The 23,238-nt window shown below is 63.4% G+C and carries 21 protein-coding genes; 12 read left to right on the top strand and 9 right to left on the bottom strand.

The genetic code is table 11. The features are described 5' to 3' along the window. Positions 1 to 42: 42 nt before the first annotated feature. The 4 genes from A0O30_RS21100 to A0O30_RS21085 are packed head-to-tail and all read right to left on the bottom strand — an operon-like array spanning position 43 to position 3,763. Positions 43 to 834: an ABC transporter permease gene (locus A0O30_RS21100; RefSeq protein WP_105947871.1), complete on the bottom strand. Its 792-nt coding sequence runs from the start codon at positions 832 to 834 to the stop codon at positions 43 to 45. After that, the gene (locus tag A0O30_RS21095) at positions 831 to 1,571 is read right to left on the bottom strand and encodes an ABC transporter ATP-binding protein (protein WP_105947870.1); all 741 of its coding nucleotides are present in this window, start codon (positions 1,569 to 1,571) and stop codon (positions 831 to 833) included. The genes A0O30_RS21100 and A0O30_RS21095 overlap by 4 nt, the downstream gene beginning before the upstream one ends. Beyond that, positions 1,568 to 2,554 carry a YVTN family beta-propeller repeat protein gene (locus A0O30_RS21090; protein WP_105947869.1) on the bottom strand — a complete coding sequence of 329 codons (987 nt, stop codon included), beginning with the start codon at positions 2,552 to 2,554 and terminating at the stop codon, positions 1,568 to 1,570. The genes A0O30_RS21095 and A0O30_RS21090 overlap by 4 nt, the downstream gene beginning before the upstream one ends. A gap of 30 nt (positions 2,555 to 2,584) precedes the next feature. Next, positions 2,585 to 3,763 (bottom strand): ABC transporter substrate-binding protein, encoded by a 1,179-nt coding sequence (locus tag A0O30_RS21085; protein WP_105947868.1) that lies wholly within the window; start codon positions 3,761 to 3,763, stop codon positions 2,585 to 2,587. Positions 3,764 to 3,924: 161 nt separating this feature from the next. On the opposite strand from A0O30_RS21085, the gene A0O30_RS21080 reads away from it, so the two are divergent. Together A0O30_RS21080 and A0O30_RS21075 are read left to right on the top strand one after the other, a co-directional pair. Further along, the gene (locus A0O30_RS21080; RefSeq protein WP_105947867.1) at positions 3,925 to 5,199 is read left to right on the top strand and encodes a histidine kinase; all 1,275 of its coding nucleotides are present in this window, start codon (positions 3,925 to 3,927) and stop codon (positions 5,197 to 5,199) included. Further along, positions 5,199 to 5,837, top strand: coding sequence for a response regulator transcription factor (locus A0O30_RS21075; RefSeq protein WP_105947866.1), 639 nt, complete (start codon positions 5,199 to 5,201; stop codon positions 5,835 to 5,837). The genes A0O30_RS21080 and A0O30_RS21075 overlap by 1 nt, the downstream gene beginning before the upstream one ends. Positions 5,838 to 5,889: 52 nt before the next feature. Here A0O30_RS21075 and A0O30_RS21070 read toward each other — a convergent pair whose 3' ends face one another. Together A0O30_RS21070 and exaA are read right to left on the bottom strand one after the other, a co-directional pair. Next, on the bottom strand, positions 5,890 to 6,549 hold the full coding sequence (locus tag A0O30_RS21070; RefSeq protein ID WP_105947865.1) for a pentapeptide repeat-containing protein: 660 nt from the start codon (positions 6,547 to 6,549) through the stop codon (positions 5,890 to 5,892). Positions 6,550 to 6,727: 178 nt separating this feature from the next. Continuing rightward, complete coding sequence (exaA, locus tag A0O30_RS21065; RefSeq protein ID WP_105947864.1) at positions 6,728 to 8,623, bottom strand: quinoprotein ethanol dehydrogenase; 1,896 nt, start codon at positions 8,621 to 8,623, stop codon at positions 6,728 to 6,730. Positions 8,624 to 8,877: 254 nt separating this feature from the next. Between exaA and pedF the strand changes: the two genes are divergently transcribed. From pedF to A0O30_RS21015, 10 genes are all read left to right on the top strand, one after another. Next, positions 8,878 to 9,339 carry a cytochrome c-550 PedF gene (gene pedF / locus A0O30_RS21060; RefSeq protein WP_016714301.1) on the top strand — a complete coding sequence of 154 codons (462 nt, stop codon included), beginning with the start codon at positions 8,878 to 8,880 and terminating at the stop codon, positions 9,337 to 9,339. Between the two features lie 5 nt (positions 9,340 to 9,344). Then, complete coding sequence (locus tag A0O30_RS21055) at positions 9,345 to 10,220, top strand: ABC transporter substrate-binding protein (protein ID WP_105947863.1); 876 nt, start codon at positions 9,345 to 9,347, stop codon at positions 10,218 to 10,220. 9 nt (positions 10,221 to 10,229) lie between these two features. After that, the gene (locus A0O30_RS21050) at positions 10,230 to 10,991 is read left to right on the top strand and encodes a quinoprotein dehydrogenase-associated SoxYZ-like carrier (protein ID WP_105947862.1); all 762 of its coding nucleotides are present in this window, start codon (positions 10,230 to 10,232) and stop codon (positions 10,989 to 10,991) included. A gap of 39 nt (positions 10,992 to 11,030) precedes the next feature. Further along, positions 11,031 to 11,987 carry a quinoprotein relay system zinc metallohydrolase 1 gene (locus A0O30_RS21045; RefSeq protein ID WP_105947861.1) on the top strand — a complete coding sequence of 319 codons (957 nt, stop codon included), beginning with the start codon at positions 11,031 to 11,033 and terminating at the stop codon, positions 11,985 to 11,987. A gap of 105 nt (positions 11,988 to 12,092) precedes the next feature. Then, entirely contained in the window at positions 12,093 to 13,880 is a 1,788-nt protein-coding gene (gene pedH, locus A0O30_RS21040; protein ID WP_105947860.1) for a PQQ-dependent alcohol dehydrogenase PedH, read from the top strand. A 133-nt stretch (positions 13,881 to 14,013) separates the two neighbouring features. After that, complete coding sequence (locus A0O30_RS21035) at positions 14,014 to 15,534, top strand: aldehyde dehydrogenase family protein (protein ID WP_104834961.1); 1,521 nt, start codon at positions 14,014 to 14,016, stop codon at positions 15,532 to 15,534. Between the two features lie 270 nt (positions 15,535 to 15,804). Next, complete coding sequence (pqqA, locus tag A0O30_RS21030; RefSeq protein WP_010455123.1) at positions 15,805 to 15,876, top strand: pyrroloquinoline quinone precursor peptide PqqA; 72 nt, start codon at positions 15,805 to 15,807, stop codon at positions 15,874 to 15,876. Between the two features lie 144 nt (positions 15,877 to 16,020). Next, positions 16,021 to 17,184, top strand: coding sequence for an alcohol dehydrogenase-like regulatory protein ErcA (gene ercA / locus A0O30_RS21025; RefSeq protein WP_014591380.1), 1,164 nt, complete (start codon positions 16,021 to 16,023; stop codon positions 17,182 to 17,184). Beyond that, a complete protein-coding gene (locus tag A0O30_RS21020; protein ID WP_105947859.1) occupies positions 17,168 to 18,832 on the top strand; it encodes a NahK/ErcS family hybrid sensor histidine kinase/response regulator in 1,665 nt (554 codons plus the stop codon). Before ercA ends, A0O30_RS21020 begins: the two co-directional genes overlap by 17 nt. Before the next feature lie 527 nt (positions 18,833 to 19,359). Further along, entirely contained in the window at positions 19,360 to 19,974 is a 615-nt protein-coding gene (locus A0O30_RS21015; RefSeq protein WP_105947858.1) for a hypothetical protein, read from the top strand. Between the two features lie 47 nt (positions 19,975 to 20,021). On the opposite strand, the gene A0O30_RS21010 is transcribed toward A0O30_RS21015, so the two are convergent. The 3 genes from A0O30_RS21010 to A0O30_RS21000 all read right to left on the bottom strand — a co-directional run bounded on the left by A0O30_RS21010 (position 20,022) and on the right by A0O30_RS21000 (position 23,183). Further along, on the bottom strand, positions 20,022 to 21,245 hold the full coding sequence (locus A0O30_RS21010) for an OprD family porin (protein WP_105947857.1): 1,224 nt from the start codon (positions 21,243 to 21,245) through the stop codon (positions 20,022 to 20,024). Positions 21,246 to 21,348: 103 nt separating this feature from the next. Beyond that, on the bottom strand, positions 21,349 to 22,731 hold the full coding sequence (locus tag A0O30_RS21005; RefSeq protein ID WP_177410301.1) for a tripartite tricarboxylate transporter permease: 1,383 nt from the start codon (positions 22,729 to 22,731) through the stop codon (positions 21,349 to 21,351). Then, a complete protein-coding gene (locus A0O30_RS21000; protein WP_016714290.1) occupies positions 22,731 to 23,183 on the bottom strand; it encodes a hypothetical protein in 453 nt (150 codons plus the stop codon). Before A0O30_RS21000 ends, A0O30_RS21005 begins: the two co-directional genes overlap by 1 nt. Positions 23,184 to 23,238: the final 55 nt, after the last annotated feature.

The following is a 23,238-nucleotide window of genomic DNA, read 5'->3' as shown; positions in this document are numbered from 1 at the left end:
CTCATGAACAGGGGGCCGCAAAGCAGCCCCAGGCAGGCGGCTTCAGCGCGGCTTGCGCAGCGCGGCATGCTGGGGGTTGAACGTGAGTATCGCCAGCAGGGTGAACAGCATGGTCAAGCCAAGGCATACAGCCAGTGCCAGCAGGTTCAACCGCTCATACAGTGCGAACCGCACCAGCTCCACGGCATGGGTGAACGGGTTCACCGCACACAGCCAGTACAGCCACTGGCTGGCCTCGCGCATCTTCCACAGCGGGTACAACGCCGACGACAGGAAAAACAGCGGGAAGATCACGAAGTTCATCACCCCGGCAAAGTTCTCCAGCTGGCGGATAGCGTTCGACAGCAGCAGCCCCAGGGCGCTGAGCATCAACGCTACCAGCAGCATTGCCGGCAGCGCCAGCAGCAGGCCCGCAGCGGGCGGCTGTACGCCGTACAGCCAGGCGATGGCGAGGAAGGCATACACCTGCAGCAGGGAAATCAACGCGGTCGCCAACAGCTTGCTGCCCAGCAGGAACGGCCGTGGCAACGGGCTGGTCAGCAGCACGCGCATGCTGCCCATCTCCCGGTCATACACCATCGACAGCGAGCCCTGCATGCCATTGAACAGCAAGATCATGCAGGCCAGGCCCGGGATGATGTACACCTCGTAGGGAATGTAGGTGTCGTAGGGCTCGATGATGGCAATGCCCAGGGCCGCACGAAACCCGGCGGCGAACACCAGCAACCACAGCAGCGGGCGCACCAGCGCACTGAGCAGGCGCGTGCGCTGCATCACGAAGCGTAGCCATTCGCGCAGCATGATGCCGTTGAAACATTGCCAGTAAGCGTTCATTGGGCGTTGGCTCCTGAGGGCGCGCTGGTCAGCCGGGCAAAGGCATTGTCGAGGTCGCCACCGTGCTCCAGGCTCAGGGCGTCGGCGGTACCGCGTGCTACCAGGCGGCCTTGATGCAATATGAGCAGGTCATCGCTGGGCTGGACCTCGTCCAGCAGGTGGGTGGTCCACAGCACGCTGAGCTGCTGCTCGCGGCACAACCGTCGTACGTGCTGGTTGAGCGCCAGACGGCTGGCCGGGTCGAGGCCGACACTGGCTTCGTCAAGCAGTAGCAGGCGTGGTTCGTGCAGCAGGGCGCGGGCAATCTCCACCCGGCGCCGATGGCCGATGTTCAGCGCACGAACACGCTCATGCCGACGTTCGCCCAGCCCTTGACGGGCCAGTTCGGCGTCGACCCGTTGGTTGCTCTGGTGCCGCGACAGGCCATGCAGCGCCGCGTGGTAGCGCAGGTTCTGTTCAACGGTCAGGTCCAGGTCGAGGGTGCTTTGCTGAAACACCACGCCCAGCTGGCGCAAAGCCGGGCGTGCGGCATTGCGCAGCGAGCAGCCGCCTACGCGGATGTCGCCGTGCTGCAGGTCGTACAGGCGGGTAAGCAGGGCGACAAGTGTCGATTTGCCAGCGCCGTTGGGGCCCAGCAACGCGGCGAAGCGCCCGGGCGCCAGGCTGAATCCGACCTGTTTGAGTGCCGCGCGCTGGCCATAGGCAAAGCTTACGTCACTGACGTCGAGGGCGTTCATGGTGTGACCACCACACCCCAGGGGTAGCGCCCGACCTTCACCGACTTGAGCACTTTGAGGTTTTTCGCATCGATGACCGAAACATCGCCGCTGACGCCGTTGGTGGCCAGCAACTGGCTCTGGTCCGGGGTGAACGCCAGCTGCCAGACACGTCGCCCGACCAACAGGTAGTCGAGCACCTCGTAGGTGTTGGCATCGATCACCGCCACATGGTTGGCCGGGCCCAGGGCGACGAAGGCGTACTTGCCATCGGCGCTGAGCTTGATGCCCACCGGCTGGACCTTGTCCGGGTGCACGCCCTTGATCTGGAAGTTCAGGGTTTTGAGTACCTGGCGCGTGGCCACGTCGAGAATGGTCACCGTGCCGCCGATTTCCGCCGATGCCCACAGCCGCGAGCCGTCCTTGTTGAACTCGACGAAGCGTGGTCGCTGATCGACCAGGGTGCTGTCGGCCAGGGTCTGGGTGCTGGTGTCGATCCAGTGCAGCATGTTGGTGGTTTCGCTGGTGTTGACTGCCCATTTGCCGTCAGGGCTGACTGCCATGCCTTCGGGTTCGATGCCGACGTCGATCTGCCCCAGCACCTTGTCGGTGACGGTGTCGATCACTGTCACCAGCGCGTCGTCCTCGTTGGACACGTACAGCCAGCGGTCGTTGGGGTGCAGGGCGAACTGCTCGGGGTCCTTGCCGGAGGGCAGCTCCTTGATGATCTTGTGGGTGGCCACGTCCATCACCTGCACCCGGTCCGAATCGCTGGCGCAGATGTACAGCAACTTGTTGTCGTGGGACAGCAGCAGGCCGCGCGGGCGCTGGCCGACCGGCAAGGTGTCGGTGACTTCAAGCGTTTGCATGTCGATCAGGCTGAGGCTGTTGTCTTTCTCGTTGGAGACCCAGGCAGTGGCAGCCATGGTATGCCCGCTGGCCAGTGCCAGGGCGGCCGATAGCAGGCTGGGGCAAAGCAGGGCCCTGTGAAAGAGGCGGCGCATGGCGAATTCCTTATTGTTGTGGTGATCGGGTCAGGGGTAGCTGCAGGTCACTTCGGGCTTGTCGTAGCCCAGGCTGTCCATTTCGTTGAAGGGGTGCAGGAAACCTTCCTGCGGCGAGGTGCTGACCAGGGCGCGCGGCTGTACCAGCGGGATTGGCTGGCGCAGTTCGCCGTTCCACGGGCGGTAGCTGAGCTTGCGGCCCTTGAACCCGTCCAGCGGCAACTGCTCGCTGAGCAGCAGTTGCTGCAACGCATGTGGTTCGGTCTGGCGCAGTTTGCTGACTGCACTGGCGACGCTGCGCACGGCCATCCAGGCGGCAAAGTCACGGTCGTTCATCCAGCGCCCGGCCTGGGCTTCGAAGCGTTTTTGCAACTGCGCGGCGCCGAAGGTTTCCACGGTCTTGTGCCAGCCGGTGGGGGTCAGCCCCTGGGTGCCTGCCACCGGGCGCGGGTACCAGGTCTGGTAGGGCAGGTACTCGCCGAAGTCGCCGCGTTCGTCCGCCACAAGCACCACGTCGTATTCGGCGGTTTGCGTGAACAGCGGCATGTCGGCCTGGGCGCTGCGGCGCTGGTCGTTGTCGAAGGTCCAGGCTTTTTCTGCAACCAGCTGCACACCAAAGCGCTTCATTGCCCTGCGCAGGGCGGCGGCGTAAGCCTGGTCGTCTTCGGTCTGGCCGACCACCAACAGTGCCCGCTGCCATTTGCGCAATACCATGAACTGCACCAGGGCGTCGGCCAGCATGGCCCGGCTTGGCAGGCTGTGCAGCACATTGCCCAGGCACTGGCTGCTGCGCAAGCTGTCGTCGGGGCTGCCGGCGTTGAACAGCAGGCTGTCGGGCAGGGCGGCAGACAACGCGCGCAGGCTGGCGGCCGGGGCATTCACCACGAACAGCCGCAGGCCTTGGTCGTGCTGAGCCTTGGCCGCCTGCAGCAAGGCTTCGGGGCTGTCGGCGGTGGCCTTGGCCAGCTGGAATTGCTGCTTCAGGAAGCGCCCCGTGCTGTTGCTGTCGACTATCGCCAGTTCCGCGCCTTGCAGCCCGGCATCGGCAGGCTCGGGAATGATGTTGGACAACAACGGGCCTGGGTCGGGGCGATAGCTCAGGTAGCCGATGCGTACCTGCAAGGGTTCTGCGGCGGATGCCAGCGGTGCGCACAGCGCTGCGGCCAGGGCCAGCAGGCAGGTCAGGGCAAGAGGGGCAGGCTGGCGCATAACATACTCCACGGCAGATGGCGCCAGCATAGGAAGCCCACCGGGAGGGGGAAATATGCAGAAAGTAGCGCCCGGCCGGTACCAAGGTAGTAATTCGGCGTAGGTGCTGCGGCTTTACGATGGGAAACACGATGGGCTACAACGCTCAAGGAGAATCGCCTGTGCGCCCTGTCAACCTGTCGGCCCTGTGGCGGATCAACCTCTGGGTCACATGCTGCTTCGCCCTGGTGACGCTGGCCTGTGCCGGCGTGCTGTTGCACCAGGCGGTGGCGGATGTTGAGCGTGAGTTGCAGTCTGCCGAAGCCGTGGTGGCTTACCTCGGCGACACCGCCGAACGTGACCCGGCAAGCCTGCAACCACGGCTGACCCAGAGCCTGCGCCATGTGCGGGTACACTGGCTGGCGGTGGGGGAAGCACCGCAGCTACCGGCGCAGAGCGGCCTGGATGCCTGGCTGGGCCGCCAGCTGTTGGGTGAGCGGCACAGTAGCAGCCGGCTGCTGGACCTGAATGACGGGGCCCGGGTGCTGATTGCTGTAGATGCGCGGGATGAGATCGACGAAGTCTGGGATGCCTTGCAGCAACTGCTCGGCTTGTTCGGCCTGGCGTTGCTATTGAGCCTGTTGACCATTCGCTGGGCGGTACGGCGTGGCATGGGTTTGCTGGATGAGCTGCTGCAAGCCTTGCGTCAGGTTTCGGGCGGGCAGTTGACGGCCCGCCTGCGCGAGGCCGGCCTGCCGGAGGCCCGTCAGCTGGCGGAACACTTCAACCGCATGGCCGCCACCCTGGAGCAGACCCAGGCCGACAATACGCAACTGACGCAGGCCCTGCTGGCAGTGCAGGAGCAGGAGCGCACCCACTTGGCGCAGACGCTGCACGACGACCTTGGCCAATACCTGGCAGGTATCCGTGCCCAGGTCTGCCTGTTGCGCATGGTGGCCGACCAGCCGACTGTGGTGGAACAGACGGCGCAAGCCCTGGCACTCAATTGCGAACGCCTGCAACAGGGCTTTCGTGCGTTGGTGCGTGACCTGTATCCGGTGGCGTTGCAACACATGCCGATGGCTGAAGCCTTCGACCTGCTCGTCAACCAGTGGCAGGCCAGCCAGGGTATCGCTTGTCGCCTCCAGGTTGGCGAGCGCTTGCCAACGTTGCCCGGGGCGAGCCGCACGCACCTGTACCGGTTGCTGCAAGAGGCGCTGACCAATGTCGCCCGGCATGCCGGTGCCAGCCAGGTGCGGGTACGTCTGCAGCGCAGCGCCAAGGGCCTGCGCCTGCTGATTCGCGACAATGGCTGCGGAGCCCGTCAGCCGCAACGGCCCGGCGTAGGCCTGCATTCGATGGCCGAACGCGCCCGCAGCCTGGGGGGCGAACTGCGCATTTTCAGCCGCCCCGGGGCTGGCTGGGCACTGGCTCTGAACATTCCCTTGGAGGTGTGATGAATATTGTATTGGTCGATGACCATGCCGTGGTCCGCCAGGGCTATGCCAGCCTGCTGCGGGCGGTGTTGCCCACGATGGAAGTACGTGAGGCTGCCAGTGGCGAAGAGGCCTTGGCCCGGGTTCAGGAGCAAGTGCCTAACCTGGTAATCATGGATTTTGGCCTGCCTGGCATTAGCGGCCTTGAAACCACCCGCCGCCTGCGCCAGCGCCTGCCCCAGTTGCGGGTGCTGTTTTTCAGCATGCACGATGAGCTGCCGCTGGTGCGCCAGGCGCTTGAAGCCGGGGCCTCGGGTTACCTGACCAAAAACTCGGCGCCCGAGGTGTTGATCGAGGCGGTGCAGCGGGTGTTGGCCGGGCATGCTTACATCGAACAGCCTTTGGCTACCCAGTTGGCTTGCACGTCACACCAAAGCGCCAATGACCCGCGTTTGCAGCGCATGACCCAGCGTGAGTTGGAGATTTTCACGATGTTGGCCAAAGGCACCCCGGCGCGGGTGATTGCCGAGCAGCTGTGTATCAGTGGCAAGACTGTGTCCAATCACCTGACCTTGCTCAAGAGCAAGTTGCAGGTCAGCTCGCATGCCGAGCTGGTACATCTGGGGATTGATCTGGGGGTGGTGAGGGTGGCGGGCTGAGGTGTTTTGGCTGCGCTTATTGGGGCCGCAAAGCGGCCCCAGCTAACTGCGCTCATTTGTCCCAGGTTTCAGGGCACCCCTTGCACCCCTCCATGTTGGCCTCCTGAAAATTCCCGTAATGCTGCCGTGCCCCGCGCAAATCGGCGCGTTCCAGGTTGCTCTGGCCAAATTTGGCTTCTTGCAGATTAGCGTCCCCCAGGTTGGCCTCTTGCAGGTCCGTCTTGCTCAGCCAGGCCATTTCCAGGTCTGCGGCCTGCAGGTTGGCCTGGTGCATCTTTGCCCCTGACAGCCGGGCAAACTGCAAGTAGGCCGCGCCGAGGTCGGCTTTCTCGAACTGCGCGCCTTGGGCGAACATGCCCCAGCCCTGGATGGCGACCAACTTGCTATTGCTCAGGTCAGCCAAGCGCAGGTTGCTCTGCTGCAGGCTGGCGCGGGTCAGGTTGGCGCCTTGCAGGCGAGCCTTTTCCAGGTTGGCCAGGTCCAGCCGGGCATGGCGCAGGTCGGCCTCACGCAGGTCGGCGCCGGCCAGGTTCATCTTGCGCAGGTCCTGGTTGGCCAGGTTGGCGCCGCGAAGGTTGGCCCCCGGGCACTGGCTGGCTTCGGCAATCACGCAACCGTTGACGGTCAGGGGGGCATCGTTGCCATCGTCGTCGGTACTCACCGCCATGGCGGGGGACAGTACCAACAGCAAGGCAAATGGCAGGTAGTTCATGGCGAAAGGCTCTCATCGGAATAGGAGATAACCGCTATGGGGCCGCTTTGCGACCCATCGCCGGCAAGCCAGCTCCCACAGGTACAGCGCAAGTCTTGAGAACTGCATGGTCCGTGTGGGAGCTGGCTTGCCGGCGATGGGCTGCAAAGCAGCCCCAGTAATGCTTCACCTCAGGCGGTCAACGCTGCGCGGTCTTGTTGTCCCAGCTCGGGATCTTGAACACCCAGAACGAACCACCCTGGGCCACCGGCTTGGTCAGCTCAGCCATGTCACCGCCCCACAACGGCACGGCGCCGCCGTAGCCCACGGTCACGCCGATGTACTGTTCGCCGTCCTGCTCCCAGGTGATGGGTGGCGAAACGATGCCGCTGCCGGTCTGGAACTTCCACAGCTCCTTGCCCGTCTTGGCGTCAAAGGCCTTGAAGAAGCCGTCACCGGTGCCGGTGAACACCAGGTTGCCCTTGGTGGCCAGCACGCCGGCCCACAGTGGCAGGTGCTCCTTGTGCTCCCACACCAGCTTGCCGGTGGTCGGGTCCATCGCCCGCAGGGTGCCGACGTGGTCGTCGTACATGCGCTTGATGCGGAAGCCCATGCCCAGGTACGCCGAGCCTTTCTTGTAGTTCACTTCCTCGGTCCAGTACTCCTCCTTCCACTGGTTGCCGGGGATGTAGAACAGGCCGGTGTCCTGGCTGTAGGCCATGGGGTTCCAGTTTTTGCCACCGAGGAACGGCGGTGACACTTCCACCGGTTTGCCCTTGGTTTCACCCGGCAGCGGCTTGGCCGGGCGCTGGCCAGGGTTTTCTACCGGGCGACCGGTTTTCAGGTCGATGTGGCTGGCCCAGGTGATGTTGTCCACGAACGGGAAGGCGTTCTGCAGCTTGCCGTTGTTGCGGTCGACCACGTAGAAGAAGCCGTTGCGGTCGGCGTGGGCGGTGGCCTTGACCACCTTGCCGTCCTTGTCCTTGTAGTCGAACAGCACCAGCTCGTTGTTGCCAGAGAAGTCCCAGGCATCGTTTGGCGTGTGCTGGTAGAACCACTTCACCTCGCCGGTGCTCGGGTCGACGCCCACCTGGCCCGAGGTGTAGAGGCTGTCGTAGTCGTGGGGGTTGCCATCCTTGGAGGTGCGGGCCCAGGTGTTCCAGGGGCCTGGGTTGCCAGCGCCGACGATGATGGTGTTGGTCTCGGCATCGAAGCTTGCACTTTGCCAAGGGGCGCCGCCGCCGTGGCTCCAGGCTTCGACCTTGCCGGTCTCGGTGGTTGGGTCATCTGGCCAGGACGGCGCCTTGACGTCGCCGGTCGGGGTACTGTCCTTGCCGTTCAGGCGGCCCATGTGGCCTTCGACGAAGGGCCGCATCCACACTTCTTCACCCGTTTCCGGGTCGCGGGCGAACAGCTGGCCAACCACGCCGAACTCATCGCCGGAGCTGCCATGGATCAGCAACACCTTGCCGCTGGTCTTGTCCTTGATCAGCACCGGGGCGCCGGTCATGGTGTAGCCGGCGCTGTGGTCGCCGAACTTCTTGTTCCACACCACCTTGCCGGTGTGCTTGTCCAGGGCGATGACCCGCGCGTCCAGGGTGCCGAAGTAGATCTTGTCGCCGTAGATCGCCGCCCCGCGGTTGACCACGTCGCAGCACGGGCGAATGTTGTCGGGCAGGCGGTGGTTGTAGGTCCACAGGCGTTTGCCGGTCTTGGCATCCAGGGCGAATACCCGCGAGTAGGAGCCGGTGACGTAGACCACGCCGTCACTGACGATGGCCTGGGATTCCTGGCCGCGCTGCTTCTCGTCACCGAAGGAATGGGACCACGCCGGGGTGAGCTTGAATACGTTCTTGTCGTTGACCTGGGCCAACGGGCTCCAGCGTTGGGCGTTGGTGCCCATGCCGTATTGCAGCACGTCCTTGGTGGTCAGGTGGTCGTTGGCGATGTCTTCCCAGGTCACGTTCTTGCCGGCAGGTGCCGCTGGGGGAGTGGCCGCGATGGCCGCGTTGCTCAGGGCCAGGCTACCGGCCAGCAGCAGGGCCCGCACGCTGAGGGCCAGAGGGGAAAGGGCGGGTAGCGTTCTTGTTGTCATGGTTGCAGTTCCCTGTGGAGGTTTTGGCCTGCACAGGGTGCGGCGATGCAGCCTTGGGCGGATACGGAAAATATCCCGCCCTTGCCGGGAAGAGTTCCCGAGCGGCACCTCAATTGGCCCTTCACCACAAGCCCTACTACCAAGGGAGTAAGGCCCGGCCACCAAAGCAGCATTCGGCCGCCTGCGGGCTGTTTTTAAGATGGCGGCACGGCCTCTGTGGTTGAGGCTTTGCGTGCAATGGTGAGGGCATAACAATGACAACAAAACGCAATGTGTTGCTGGCTACAGGGCTGCTGGCTGCGGCTGTGCTGAGCGGTACGGCCTGGGCTCATGGCAACGTGGTGCCCCAGGCAGTGGAGACCAAGGGCCTGACCCCGATCAAGGACGCTGGCGTAAGCCTGGACGGCGACGGCTGGGCGGCGGTCAACCCGTACCGTACTTCGCCGGAGCACGACAAGGCCGTGGAAATCGGTGCCTCTGCCTACAACCAGAACTGCGCCGCCTGCCATGGCCTTGAAGCCAAATCCGGTGGCATTGCGCCCGACCTGCGCATGCTCGATGCGGGTGAGGCGGGCGATGAGTGGTTCGTCGAGCGGGTACGCCATGGCGCGGTTCGCGACGGCCGCGTGTACATGCCGAAGATGGCCGACTACCTGAGCCAGGAAGCCTTGTGGGCGGTACGTACCTATCTGGACAGCGTGCACGTCGAGGAGTGACGGCCATGCGTCTGTGGGCGGTGCTGTTGAGTGGCCTGCTGCTGTGTTGCGCTGCGGCCCAGGCGCAGGTGCGCAACTATGACGCGATCATCGCTGCCGGCGAGTTGAAGGTGGCGGTGTACAAGGATTTTGCCCCTTACAGTTTCGAGGACCACGGCAAGCCCCGCGGTGTGGATGTGGAGCTGGCGCAGGCCCTGGCCACGGCCATGGGGGTGCGCCTGCATCTGATCTGGGCGCCGCCCGGGGAAAAGCTCGACGATGACCTGCGTGACTATATCTGGCGCGGCAGCCCGCTGCGCCACCAGCAGCTGGCCGACCTGATGATGCGGGTGCCTTACGACCACGACTATGCGCAAAAACGCAACGAGGTGGGCGAGCTGGAAAACGGCCAGGTGGTGATGTTCGGCCCCTATCAGGAAGAGCGCTGGCAAGTCGCGTACGACCGCCGTCGACTGGCATCGGTGGCCAGTGTGGCGGTGTTCCAGCAGCACCCCATCGGGGTCGAGGTAGACAGCGTGCCGTCGTTCTACCTGACGTCGGTGTTCAACGGCATGCTCAGTGCCAAAACCCATCATTACCCCGGTGTGCAACAGGCGTTCGCCGCGATGCAGGCCGGGCAGGTGGACGCGGTGATGGCCATGCGCGGCGAGGTTGACTGGCAACTGCACCAGGCTGGCGACCCGCAACTGGCCTTGGCGGAAAACGCCTACCCCAACCTGGGCAAGCAGGCCTGGGAGATTGGCATGGCGGTGCATGAAAGCAATCGCCAGTTGGCCTATGCCGTGGAGGAAGCCCTCGAAGCGATGATCCGTGATGGCCGGCTCAAGGCCATGTATGCCGCTTACGGCCTGCGTTACGAGGTCCCGGAGATGTATCAATAGGAGCAGGCCATGAACTGGCGAGCGACTTTTTTGCTGGCCTGCTGGATGCCTTGTGCGGCCCTGGCGGCCACGCAAGGTACCCAGACAGACCCGGTACCCTCGGTAATGTGGGACTTCTACCACAAGCAGCTACTGGGCCAGGCCGCGTTCGTCTTCGACGACCGGGTCAAGCTGCTGGCGCCGCCGTTTGCCGAGGACGCACGCCAGGTGCCGCTGGAGATCGATGCCCGGGCGTTTTCTGGCGATGTGGTACGTATCATCGCCTGGGCGGAGCTGAACCCTTTGCCGCGTATTGTCGATTTCCAGCCCGGCGAGCGTGTGCTGCCCTGGTTGTCGATCCGCATCCGCATCGAACAGGCCACGCCGCTGCGCGCTGCGGTGCAGACGCGTGACGGCCTGTGGCACGTCGGCTCGACCCTGATCGACGCCGCTGGTGGTGGCTGCACCGCACCCAGTGTGGTGCGCACGCAACCTGGCTGGGAGGAGCACCTCGGCGAAGTGCTGGGCGGGCGCTACCCGCGTGGCGACAGCAGCCGCGTGCGTCTGCAGGTGGCTCACCCGATGGATAACGGCCTGGTCAGCGGCATTCCCGAATTCTTCCTCAACCAGGCCGAGTTGCAGGATGCGAACGGCCAGCGCCTGGCCCACCTCGAGCTGTACCCGGCCGTCAGCGAAAACCCCAACCTCGGGTTCGACATCCAGGGCCCCGGGCCGACCCGGCTGGTGCTGCAGGACAACAGTGGCAACCAGTTCGAGGCGGCGGTGCCCTGACCCTGTTGCCCGACTTCACCTGTGACCAGAGGCGCCTGTATGCGTTGGATACCCTTGTTGCTGCTGTGCCTGGGCCTGCCGGCCTGGGCCGACCTTGACTATCGGCTTGCACCTCGGCAAATAGCCGCAGATACCTGGCTGCTGGAAGGCAGCACCGACAATTTCGCCAGGAGCAACGGCGGCAATATCGTCAATACCGCGTTCATCGTCACCGACAGCGGTGTGGTGGTGATCGACAGCGGCCCCTCGAAACGCTACGGCGAAGCGCTGCGCCAGGCCATCGCCGCCACCACCGACAAGCCGGTGCTGGAGGTGCTGCTGACCCATCATCACCCCGACCATGTGCTGGGCAACCAGGCCTTTACCGATGTGCCTATCGGGGCCTTGGCGGGTACCGGTGATTTGTTGCGCCAGCAGGGCGATGCCATGGCCGAGAACATGTACCGCCTGGTCGGCGACTGGATGCGCGGCACCGAAGTCGTGCTGCCAACCCGTGTGCTGGAGGCGGGTATCCACGAGGTCGGCGGGCACCGGCTGCGTCTGCTGGCCCTGGGCGGGCATACCGGTGCCGACCTGGCGATTCTGGATGAAAAGACCGGCGTGCTGTTCGCCGGCGACCTGGTGTTTTACGAGCGTGCCCTGACCACGCCCAACAGCCCGGGGCTGGAGGTGTGGCTCAAGGATCTGGACACCTTGCAAGCGCTGCCCTGGAAGCAGCTGGTGCCGGGGCATGGTCCGGTTGCCAGCGATGCCCGGCCCTTTGCGCAGATGCGCGACTACCTGGGCTGGCTGGACGGCCTGATGCGCGACGGCGCGGCCCGTGGTGATGACATGGCCGAGATGATCCGCAGCCCCATCCCCGAGCGATTTGCCGGTATCAGCCTGACGCGGTACGAGTTGATTCGCAGCGTCAGTCACCTGTATCCGCGTTATGAGCGTCAGCGTTTACAGCGCGTTGATAGTGAACCGTCCGCCAGCCTTGTACCAAGGAACTAGAAATCTCCGCACTGCGGGCAATTGTTGGCAACCGGGTCGGGACCAAGAATTCCCGGCACACCGGGAAATTTTCCCGGATACAACAAAAAACCAAAGGTAGCCGTCATGACCCGATCCCCGCGTCGCCCCTTGTTCGCCGTGAGCCTGGTGCTCAGCGCCATGCTGCTTGCTGGCGCGGCCCACGCCGCTGTCAGCAATGAAGAAATCCTTCAGGACCCGAAGAACCCGCAGCAGATCGTGACCAATGGCCTGGGCGTGCAGGGCCAGCGCTACAGCCCGCTGGACCTGCTGAACGCCAATAACGTCAAGGAACTGCGGCCAGTCTGGGCGTTCTCTTTTGGCGGTGAGAAGCAGCGCGGCCAGCAGGCCCAGCCGCTGATCAAGGACGGGGTGATGTACCTGACCGGCTCCTACTCGCGGGTGTTTGCCGTGGACGCCCGCACCGGCAAGAAACTGTGGCAATACGATGCGCGCCTGCCGGATGACATTCGCCCGTGCTGCGACGTGATCAACCGGGGCGTGGCACTGTACGGCGACCTGGTGTTCTTCGGCACGCTGGACGCCAAGCTGGTGGCCTTGAACAAGGACACCGGCAAAGTGGTGTGGAGCAAGAAGGTGGCCGACCACAAGGAAGGCTATTCCATCAGTGCCGCGCCCATGATCGTCAACGGCAAGTTGATCACCGGCGTGGCCGGTGGCGAGTTCGGCGTGGTGGGCAAGATCCAGGCCTACAACCCGGAGAACGGCGAGCTGCTGTGGATGCGCCCTACCGTGGAAGGGCACATGGGCTACGTGTACAAAGACGGTAAGGCCATCGAAAACGGTATCTCCGGCGGCGAGGCGGGCAAGACCTGGCCAGGCGACCTGTGGAAGACCGGCGGCGCTGCGCCGTGGCTGGGCGGTTACTACGACCCGGAAACCAACCTGATCCTGTTCGGCACCGGCAACCCGGCGCCATGGAACTCGCACCTTCGCCCTGGCGACAACCTGTATTCCTCGTCGCGCCTGGCGCTGAACCCGGACGACGGCACCATCAAGTGGCACTTCCAGAGCACGCCGCATGACGGCTGGGACTTCGACGGCGTCAACGAGCTGATCTCGTTCAACTACAAGGACGGCGGCAAAGAGATCAAGGCCGCCGCCACCGCCGACCGTAACGGCTTCTTCTACGTGCTGGACCGCACCAACGGCAAGTTCATCCGTGGCTTCCCCTTCGTCGACAAGATCACCTGGGCCACCGGCCTGGACAAGGACGGGCGGCCGATCTACAACGAAGCCAGCCGCCCGGGCGCACCGGGTAGCGAGGCCAAAGGCAGCTCGGTGTTCGTCGCGCCGGCCTTCCTCGGTGCCAAGAACTGGATGCCGATGGCCTACAACAAGGACACCGGGTTGTTCTACGTGCCGTCCAACGAGTGGGGCATGGACATCTGGAACGAAGGCATTGCCTACAAGAAGGGCGCGGCGTTCCTCGGCGCTGGCTTTACCATCAAGCCGCTCAACGAAGACTACATTGGCGTGCTGCGAGCCATCGACCCGATCAGCGGCAAGGAAGTGTGGCGGCACAAGAACTACGCGCCGCTGTGGGGCGGGGTGCTGACCACCAAGGGCAACCTGGTGTTTACCGGTACGCCAGAAGGCTTCCTGCAGGCCTTCAACGCCAAGACCGGTGACAAGGTCTGGGAATTCCAGACCGGCTCCGGCGTGCTCGGCTCGCCCGTGACCTGGGAAATGGACGGCGAGCAATATGTGTCGGTGGTTTCCGGGTGGGGCGGCGCCGTACCGCTGTGGGGCGGCGAAGTGGCCAAGCGGGTCAAGGACTTCAACCAGGGCGGCATGCTCTGGACCTTCAAGCTGCCCAAGCAGTTGCAGCAAACGGCCAGCGCCAAGCCGTAAGGCTGCGGCCCTGCCGCCTACTACCAAATGAGGAGAGCCCCGCTGCCAACGATGCATTCGCCTGGCACGCGGGGCTTTTTACCATCGCTGCATCGCCTGTCGCTGGACAGGCATCGACCCACAGAGGCTCAGCATGATCTACGCACAACCCGGAACTCCAGGCGCCGTCGTGTCCTTCAAGCCACGCTATGGCAACTTCATCAATGGCGCGTTCGTGCCGCCATTGGCTGGCCAGTACTTCACCAACAGCTCGCCGGTCAATGGTCAGCCGATCGCCGAATTCCCGCGCTCCACCGCCCAGGACATCGATCGGGCGCTGGACGCTGCGCATGCCGCCGCTGAAGCCTGGGGCAAGACCTCGGTGCAGGACCGCGCCCTGGTGCTGCTGAAAATCGCCGACCGTATCGAGCAGAACCTGGAGGTGCTGGCCGTTACCGAAAGCTGGGACAACGGCAAGGCCGTGCGCGAAACGCTCAATGCCGACGTGCCGCTGGCGGCCGACCACTTCCGCTATTTCGCCGGCTGCATTCGTGCCCAGGAGGGCGGTGCGGCCGAGATCAACGAAGGCACCGTGGCCTATCACATTCACGAGCCGCTGGGTGTGGTCGGGCAAATCATCCCGTGGAACTTCCCGCTGCTGATGGCGGCCTGGAAGCTTGCCCCGGCCCTGGCTGCCGGCAACTGCGTAGTGCTCAAACCGGCTGAGCAGACGCCGCTGTCGATCACCATTTTTGCCGAGCTGATTGCCGACCTGCTGCCGGCCGGCGTGCTGAACATCGTCCAGGGCTTTGGCCGTGAGGCTGGCGAGGCGTTGGCCACGAGCAAGCGCATTGCCAAGATCGCCTTCACCGGCTCCACCCCGGTGGGCTCGCACATCATGAAATGCGCCGCCGAGAACATCATCCCGTCTACTGTCGAACTGGGCGGCAAGTCGCCGAACATCTTCTTCGAAGACATCATGCAGGCGGAGCCCGCGTTCATCGAAAAGGCCGCCGAAGGCCTGGTGCTGGCGTTCTTCAACCAGGGCGAAGTGTGCACCTGCCCGTCGCGGGCGCTGATCCAGGAGTCGATCTACGAGCCGTTCATGGCCGAGGTGATGAAGAAAATTGCCAAGATCACCCGGGGCAACCCGCTGGACACCGAGACCATGGTGGGCGCCCAGGCCTCGGAACAGCAATACGACAAGATCCTCTCTTACCTGGATATCGCCCGGGAAGAGGGTGCGCAGCTGCTCACCGGTGGTGCTGCTGAGCGGCTGCAAGGCGACCTGGCCACGGGTTACTACATCCAGCCGACCCTGCTCAAGGGCACCAACGCGATGCGCGTGTTCCAGGAGGAAATCTTCGGGCCGGTGGTGGGCGTGACCACCTTCAAGGACGAAGCCGAAGCGCTGGCGATCGCCAACGACACCGAGTTTGGCCTGGGTGCCGGCCTGTGGACCCGCGATATCAACCGTGCTTATCGCATGGGCCGTGGGATCAAGGCTGGCCGCGTGTGGACCAACTGCTATCACCTGTACCCGGCGCATGCGGCGTTTGGCGGGTACAAGAAGTCGGGGGTGGGGCGTGAGACCCACAAGATGATGCTTGACCACTATCAGCAGACCAAGAACTTGCTGGTGAGCTACGACATCAATCCGTTGGGCTTCTTCTAAAACCTGGGATGGTCTCGGGGGCTGCTTTGCAGCCCATCGCCGGCAAGCCAGCTCCCACCTCGACCGCAGCTTCCCCAAGCTATGCGCGGTCCCTGTGGGAGCTGGCTTGCCGGCGATGAGGCCCGCACTGACCATGCAAATGCTTCAGCAATCCACGGTACCTTCTACCAACGCACCCCGCAGTTTCCTTCCAAAGTAGCATTCGGCCCCAGCGCCCCCCGTGCATTAATGCCTCTACCGGAATCCCCCGGCATAAGAAGAGGATTGCCCATGTGGAATAAACCCGCCTTTACCGACCTGCGCATCGGCTTTGAAGTGACGATGTATTTCGCCAATCGTTGATGTGCCGCCCGGCCATCGCCACGGTGGCCGGTTCCCCCTGATTACCTGTGGTTGAGCCAGTGCCACGCTTTGGTCTGGTTGCTTTCGCTGCGGGATGCTTTACGCTGGCAGTTACCTTCCAGAACAATAAGAACAGGCTTCACGATGAGCCAGAGTTTCAGCCCGCTTCGCAAGTTTGTATCGCCTGAAATCATCTTCGGTGCCGGTTGCCGGCATAACGTTGCCAATTACGCCAAAACCTTCGGCGCCCGCAAGGTGCTGGTGGTCAGCGACCCCGGCGTGATTGCCGCCGGCTGGGTGGCGGATGTGGAAGCCAGCCTGCAGGCGCAGGGCATCGACTACTGCCTGTACACGGCTGTATCGCCCAACCCACGGGTGGAAGAGGTGATGCTCGGCGCCGAGATCTACCGGCAAAACCACTGCGACGTGATCGTCGCCGTGGGCGGCGGCAGCCCGATGGATTGCGGCAAGGCCATCGGCATCGTGGTTGCCCATGGGCGCAGCATCCTCGAATTCGAAGGCGTGGACATGATCCGCGTGCCAAGCCCGCCGCTGATCCTGATCCCCACCACCGCCGGCACCTCGGCGGACGTGTCGCAGTTCGTGATCATTTCCAACCAGCAGGAACGCATGAAGTTCTCCATCGTCAGCAAGGCGGTGGTGCCGGACGTTTCGCTGATCGACCCGCAAACCACCCTGAGCATGGACCCGTTCCTGTCGGCCTGTACCGGTATCGATGCGCTGGTGCATGCCATCGAGGCCTTCGTGTCCACCGGCCATGGCCCGCTGACCGACCCCCACGCGCTGGAAGCCATGCGCCTGATCAATGGCAACCTGGTGGAGATGATCGCCAACCCCACCGATATCGCCCTGCGCGAGAAGATCATGTTGGGCAGCATGCAGGCGGGGCTTGCGTTTTCCAACGCGATCCTGGGTGCAGTGCACGCGATGTCGCACAGCCTTGGCGGGTTCCTGGACCTGCCCCATGGCTTGTGCAACGCGGTGCTGGTGGAGCACGTGGTGGCGTTCAACTACAGCTCGGCGCCGGAGCGCTTCAAGGTGATTGCCGAGGTGTTCGGCATTGATTGCCGTGGCCTCAACCACCGGCAGATTTGCGGGCGCCTGGTGGAACACCTGATCGCCCTGAAGCACGCCATCGGTTTCCACGAAACCCTGGGCCTGCACGGCGTGCGCACGTCCGATATTCCGTTCCTGTCGCAGCATGCGATGGATGACCCGTGCATTCTCACCAACCCCCGCGCGTCGAGCCAGCGTGATGTCGAGGTGGTCTATGGCGAGGCCCTCTGACGAGCAGCAGCGGGCGCTGGCCGGGCTGCTGGGGCTGGGCGACCACTCGGCACGCAAAAGCCATTACCCGGAGCTTTCTGCCCGCCTTGACGAACTGGAAGCCGAACGCAACCGCTATAAATGGCTGTTCGAAAACGCCGTGCACGGCATTTTCCAGGCCAGCCTGCAGGACGGCATGCGTGCCGCCAACCCGGCGTTGGCGCGCATGCTTGGCTACGACGACCCGCAAGCGGTGCTGTTTTCCCTGACTGACCTGGCCACTCACCTGTTTGACGGCGGCGCCGAAGAACTGCAGGCGATTACCGCGATCCTCGCCCGTGAGCGCAGCCTGCACGGCTACGAAACCCGCCTGCGCCGCAAGGATGGCAGCCACCTGGATGTGCTGATGAACCTGCTGCTAAAGCCAGGGCAGGAAGGGCTGGTGGAAGGTTTTGTCGCCGACATCACCGAACGCAAGCAGGCCCAGCAGCGTTTGCAACAGCTCAACGACGAACTGGAACAACGGGTTGCTGCGCGGACCGATGAATTGCTGGAGGCCCGGGATGCCGCAGAGGCCGCCAACCGCAGCAAGGACAAATACCTCGCCGCCGCCAGCCATGACTTGCTGCAACCGCTGAACGCCGCCCGCTTGCTGATCTCCACCTTGCGCGAACGGCCATTGCCAGAGGCCGAGCATGTGCTGGTGGAGCGCACCCACCAGGCCCTGGAAGGCGCCGAAGACCTGCTGACCGACCTGCTGGACATTTCCCGGCTCGACCAGGCAGCGGTCAAACCGGACGTGGCCGTGTACCGTCTCGACGAAGTCTTCGCGCCGCTGGTCTCGGAGTTTCGCACAGTGGCTGATGCGGCAGGCCTGAAGCTGCACGCGCGCATCGCTGACCATGCCATCAGCACCGACCTGCGGTTGCTGACCCGCATTCTGCGCAACTTCCTCAGCAACGCCTGCCGCTACACCGACGAAGGCCGGATACTGCTAGGTGCCAGGCGCCGTGGCGAGTATCTGCGGCTTGAGGTGTGGGACACCGGCCGGGGCATTGCGGCGGATCGGCTGGATGCCATTTTCCTCGAATTCAACCAATTGGACGTCGGCCGCGCTGCGGATCGCAAAGGGGTGGGGCTGGGGCTGGCGATCGTTGAACGGATTGCCAAGATTCTCGGTTACCGGATCGAGGTGCGTTCATGGCCGGGGCGCGGCTCGATGTTCAGTATCGAGGTACCGATTGGCAAAGAAGTGCCACTGGCCGTTCACCAGGCTGTGCCGCTGCCAAGTGCCGGCAACCCGTTGCCGGGCCGTCGCTTGCTGGTGCTGGACAACGAAGTGAGCATCCTCGAGAGCATGGGTGCGTTGCTGGGGCAGTGGGGCTGTGAAGTGGTCACTGCAACCGATCAGGAGGCGGCTTTGCTGGCGTTGCAGGGGCGGGCTCCGGAATTGATCCTGGCCGACTACCACCTCGACCATGGGGTGGTGGGCTGCGAGGTGGTCAAGCACTTGCGTGAGCATTTTGCGGTTGCGATACCGGCGGTGATCATTACCGCAGACCGCAGCGACCAGTGCCGTCGGGGTTTGCAGAAATTGGGTGCACCGCTGCTGAACAAACCGGTTAAACCGGGGAAATTGCGCGCGGTATTGAGCCAGTTGTTGGGGTAATTCATCATCGCCCTTTAACGACGGACAGCGAACTAGAGCAATCAGGGCCCGCCATGAAGTTTGGATCCAGTTGTGAATAAAAACTTCCTCTTCGGTCAACATTGTAAAATGTTAGTCTACTAACTAACGTGACTTTAAATACCGCTGGTCGGTGGTTGTGTTCAGGCAGTGAACGTTTTTGCTGTTGACCGCTCCTATTTGCCAGCAGGTGTGGTTCTCATGAACTGCACCTCGCACCCCTCTCAGGAAGTCATACACCAACCTCATGCGCATCACGGGATGTACATGGGGATTTTTATTACCTCTGATCATGGAGTAACGCCTATGCCCGACCGAGGCTTAACGGTTGAGCTGCTGTGTATCTAAGTATCAATCCGCTGTTTCAATTAACGATATGAATTGGGTCTTGCCGTTGCGATCTCGCTGTTCGCACGCCTGCAGCAAGGCCATCTAGCGCTAATGCATTACGTGGAGAAGACGTCGTGGAGATCAATACAATTATTAGCCTGTTCGGGCAGAAAGAATCCATGGAGCTGGTGCGGTTGTCGGTTATTTATGTTCACTTGCTGGCCTGCTGTGTCGCCATCGGGCTGGTGTTCGCCAGTGATGCCGAGATGGTCAGGGACTTGCTCAAAGGTCATAAACAGGCCGGGCATGACGGTCAACATATGGCGCGTTTACAGAAGTCTGTGTCCAATGCCCTGATATTCTTGTGGCTCACGGGGGCGGCTGTCATTGGTATTGATTACCTTGAAAAAGGCATGAGTTACTTTGCCAACCCAAAACTTCACGCCAAGATTATTATTGTCCTGTTGTTGACGTTCAATGGCATGTTGTTGCATCGCTATGTATTACCAGCCTTGCTCAAGGCAGGTTCTTTGCTCGACCTGAATATCGGCGTGCGTATGTTCGCGTTGTTTTCCGGCGCGCTGTCGGGTGTGTCCTGGTTGTATGCGGCGATGTTGGGTGTCGGTCGGCCGCTGGCCTGGAAGTATTCGCTGACCGAGTTGCTGTTGGCCTACCCGGTCTTGATCCTGCTGGGCTTTGCCTTGATGGCCGCCCTGACCCAGTGGGCGCGAAAACGCAGCCAGGCCAAAGAGACGCAAGCGCCTGTCTGGCCACTGGCGGGTATACCGTGCTGATCGCCTGAGCAACGCCGCGAACCGCAAGCCCGGTTCGCGGCGTTTTGCTACAGGATCGATAGCGGATAACTCACGATTACCCGGTGTTCATCGAACTCATTGCTGCTGAAGTCCCGGCGCAAGGTAGAGCTTCGCCATCTGACTGTCAGGTCTCGCAAACTGCCGCTCTGGACGGTGTAGGCCAGCTCGGTCTCCCGACCCCACTCCTTTCCATCGCGCACACTACCGACTTGCACGTTGTCACCGCTGATATAACGCGTCATGAACTGCAATCCTGGCAGCCCGTCGACCGCGAAGTTATGGTCGTAGCGCAACTGCCAGGAGCGCTCATGGGCGTTGTCATAGCTGGAGTTGTAGCTGTCGTTGGCCAGGCTGGTGCCGGCAGTGCCGTTGACCCGCATCCAGCCGGTATCGCCGCTGACCCGTTGCAGCCCCACGTAGAAAGTATGGCCGCCGGTACGGGCCGAGAGCAGCAGCGACGTGGTGCGGTTATCCATTTCGCCTGCCAGTGAGCGGCCACTGTCGTTGCCCACGAAGTACCCGAGGTTGGCCCCCAGGGTCCAGTTGCCCACGGCCTGGTTGTGGACCAGGTTGTAGTACTGCTGGCGGTAGATGTCTTGCAGGTCCGAATGCCAGATGGCGAGCTGGGTGGCCTTGTCGTTGAACAGGTACTCGGCGCCGAGGATGTCCAGGCGGTCCGCCGTGGCGGCAGGCCGACCAGACATGAACAGGTCTTCCATGCTGGCGTCGTTGCGTGGGCTGTTGCCGCGAAAGCGCGCGCCGTAAAGGGTGAGGTTGTCGATCTCGCGTGAGGTGAGCTGGGCGCCCTGGAAGGTCTGCGGCAGCGAGCGGCCGTCGTCCGAACGCAGCACCGGCAGCATCGGCGACCACTCGCCAACCTTCAACTCGGTGGCCGAAACTCGCGCCTTGAGCGCCACGCCCAAGCGGCCGAAGTCATCCGCCGGGCGGCCGTCATCGTGCACCGGCAGCAATTGGGTGCCGGCAGTGCCGCGCCCGCCGTCGAGCTTGACCGAGTACAGCCCCAGTACATCCACACCGAAGCCGACCACGCCCTGGGTAAAGCCCGAGCGGGCGTCGAGGATAAAGCTCTGCGTCCATTCTTCGGCCTTGCCTTGCGGATAGGCCGGGTCGACGAAATTGCGGTTGATGTAGAAGTTGCGCAAGGTCAGGCCGACCTTGGCGTCGTCGCTGAAGCCTTCGGCCTGGGCGCTGGCGGCGCCAAGGAACAGGCAAGCGCAAGCCGCCGTCATGCGGCAAGGGGGGCAAAGGATATTCATTGTTGTTGTTCCTTTCTTGCAGGCGAGTGAAGCCACGCAACCGCAGGGGTTGCGTGGCAGGGTGAGGAGGGTTAGTTCAAGCGAACAGGGCGACGATGGCCGGCACGCTGAGCACGGCGGTGTAGTAGCCCATAAATTGCACGCCGATGTTGAAGCCGATGAAGCGGTACAGGAAACCGCCCAGCAGGCCTACCGTGAGGATGACCAGCAGGCCCAGCAGGCCGCCTTCCCACAGGCCGATTACCAGGATCAGGCCGACGAAGGTGGCGATCACCGCCTCGTGGCTGATGCGCCGGGACACGAACGAAGCAGCACGGTGGGCGAAGTTCATCGAGAAGGGGTAGGCGATCAGGATGGCGATCACGACCGCCAGCATGCCGTAGGCAAGAAACTCGCTGGCACTTAGCAGGTTGTGCAGGTTGTTCACCTGGCCGCTGGCGCTGTCGACGGTGAAGCGTGGCGGGGCGTTGAACAGCGGAGCGGCCGGCCCGGCAGCTACCGGGCTGAGCGGCAGGCCAAAGGCGATCAGCGGGATCAGCGCCTCGGCAATGTAGGTGGACTCGGTAACACCGTTGCGCACGCTGATGACCGAGGCCAGGCGGTGATAGGCGTGTTTGATGCGTGAACCTACCACTTCACCGAGAATCACCGTCATGGCCACCGGGCTGAACACGAAGGTGGCACTGGACACCGTGGCGGTGGCCAAGGTCCAGCCGGCCTGGCGGCGGTCCAGCACCTTCAGCGGGTTGGGGAACCAGCCGCCCCAGCCCTTGACGTCGGGTGACAGCGCAAAGGTGCGCGGTTCGCTGCGTTTCATCCGCGCCCGCTCTGCCGGGGCGAGCATGGCGAACAGGGCGGCGATCAGTGGGCCGATGGCAATGCCCAGGAAGTAGCTGACGCTGAGCTTGACGCCGTGCTGGCCGGTCAGGGTCTGCAAGGCGATGATCACCAGCACGAAGGGCAGCAGCGCCAGTACCGAGGCCCAGCGGCCTGCCGAGAAATAGGCAATGGTGGTGGCGGCGGCGAGGAACACCCAGGGCGCTGCCCGTTTGATCGCATCACCAAAAGGTGCCAGCAGCACGGCGAACAGCACTGCCAGTGGCACTGCCACCAGGGCAGCGATGACCGCACCGGAGATCATCTTGCGCAGGGCGATATGCGGCACGCCCAGGTTGCGCAGGAAGTTGGCTTCGCGCATCAGGGGTGTGGCCATGGTGTCGCCGGGGATGCCGAGCAACGCCGTGGGGACGGCGTGGGTCATGTGCTTGGCCACCGCACCGGCGAGGAAGAAGGTGAACACCCCGGCAGCGGGCACGCCCAACAGCACGACCAGCAAGGTCAGGGGGGCGAGGGTGGTGGTTTCGTCGCTGCCGGAGATCAGGCCGATGGCGGCAAACACCACGGCGCCAATCACGCCCATCAGCACGGCTATCAGAACCTGGTCGAACAGGGCGTCCATCAGGCGGTACCTCGCTTCAGGGTTGCGGTGCTTGTGCAGGCCACGGCTGCGCTTGCGGGTTCGGCTTCATCGAACAGGCGTTCCAGGCCCAGCTCACGCAACTCATTGCGCACCTCCTGCGGCAGGTCACCGAGCTGGCCGATGCCGCCGTATTCGCTGCGCAGCTCTTCGATTACTTGTTGGCGCCAGGCCGGGTCGGCCACATGCTCGACCACATGGCGCTTGGGCTTGAACAGGCAGGCGCTGACCCCGCCACCCAGCAGCGAGCCGAGAATGCCCAGCAGCATGGCGTAGGCCCGGGCCATTTGGCTGGACTCGACCCAGCCGGTCAACAGATGCTCGGCCAGGAAAAAGGTACCCAGGCTGCAAGCGGCGCCGATGGCGATGGCGGCGAGCAGGTGGCGACTGTCCACGGTGTCGCCCCACACTTCATAGAGGTTGTCGTCAGCCATGGTCCACCTCCGGGTGGAGGGGGTGCAGGCGGCATTCAAAGGTCATTGGCATTCT

Origin of the sequence: Pseudomonas sp. LLC-1, from assembly GCF_002992185.1 — a bacterium.
GTDB lineage: Bacteria > Pseudomonadota > Gammaproteobacteria > Pseudomonadales > Pseudomonadaceae > Aquipseudomonas > Aquipseudomonas monteilii.
This window is presented reverse-complemented; position numbering and strand designations above follow the sequence as displayed.